This is a genomic window from Actinomadura sp. NBRC 104412, from assembly GCF_030269515.1.
In the GTDB taxonomy this organism is placed as follows: domain Bacteria; phylum Actinomycetota; class Actinomycetes; order Streptosporangiales; family Streptosporangiaceae; genus Spirillospora.
This window is the reverse complement of sequence record NZ_BSTM01000096.1, coordinates 1-950: the sequence shown is the minus strand read 5'-3', so window position 1 is coordinate 950 and position 950 is coordinate 1. Positions and strand designations below refer to the sequence as shown.

Here is a 950-nt window from a genome sequence, read left to right as displayed (position 1 = left end):
ACATGACCTACGCCATCCAGGCCGATGGCCTGGTGAAGCGCTTCGGGGACACCCAGGCGCTGGCAGGGGTGTCCTTCACCGCCCAGACAGGAACGGTGCTGGGCATGCTCGGCCCCAACGGCGCCGGGAAGACCACCGCGACCCGCGTCCTGGCCACCCTGATCGAACCCACCCGGGGCACCGCCCTGGTCGGCGGCCACGACGTGGTCCGCCACGCCCACCAGGTCCGCCGGCTCATCGGACTGACCGGCCAATACGCCGGCGTCGACGAACTGCTCACCGGCACCGAGAACCTCATCATGATCGGCCGCCTGCTGGGACTGACCCGCCGCGCCGCCCGGGCACGCGCCGCCGAACTGCTGACCCGCTTCGGCCTCACCGACGCCGCCGAACGCCCCGCCAAAACCTACTCCGGCGGCATGCGCCGCCGCCTGGACCTGGCCGCCAGCCTCGTCGGACACCCCCAGATCCTGTTCCTGGACGAACCCACCACCGGGCTGGACCCCCGCAGCCGCACCGCCCTGTGGGACATCGTGCGCGGCCTGACCGCCGACGGCGTCACCGTCCTGCTCACCACCCAATACCTGGAAGAGGCCGACCAGCTCGCCGACGACATCATCGTCATGGACCGCGGCCAGATCATCGCCCACGGCACCCCCGACCAGCTCAAAGCCCAGGTCGGCGGGCAGGTCCTGGAAATGCGCGCCCGCCACCGGGCCGACACCCCCACCGTGGCCGGCATCGCCGCCGACCTGGCCGGCGCCACCCCCGAGATCCGCGACGGCCTGGTCGCCGTCGCCATCACCGACCCCGCCATCATGCCCGCCATGGTCCGCCGCCTCGACGACGCCGGTGTCGTGCTGACCGAGCTGTCGATGCGCAAATCCAGCCTCGACGAGGTCTTCTTCGCCCTCACCGGCCACCACACCGACCACCACGACACCGACACC

Annotated in this window: 1 protein-coding gene; it reads left to right on the top strand. The window is 71.8% G+C overall.

Features of this window, described 5'->3' with window-relative positions:
• Positions 1-2: 2 nt before the first annotated feature.
• On the top strand, positions 3-950 hold a 948-nt coding region (locus QSK21_RS35890), incomplete at its 3' end, for an ATP-binding cassette domain-containing protein (protein WP_285702218.1).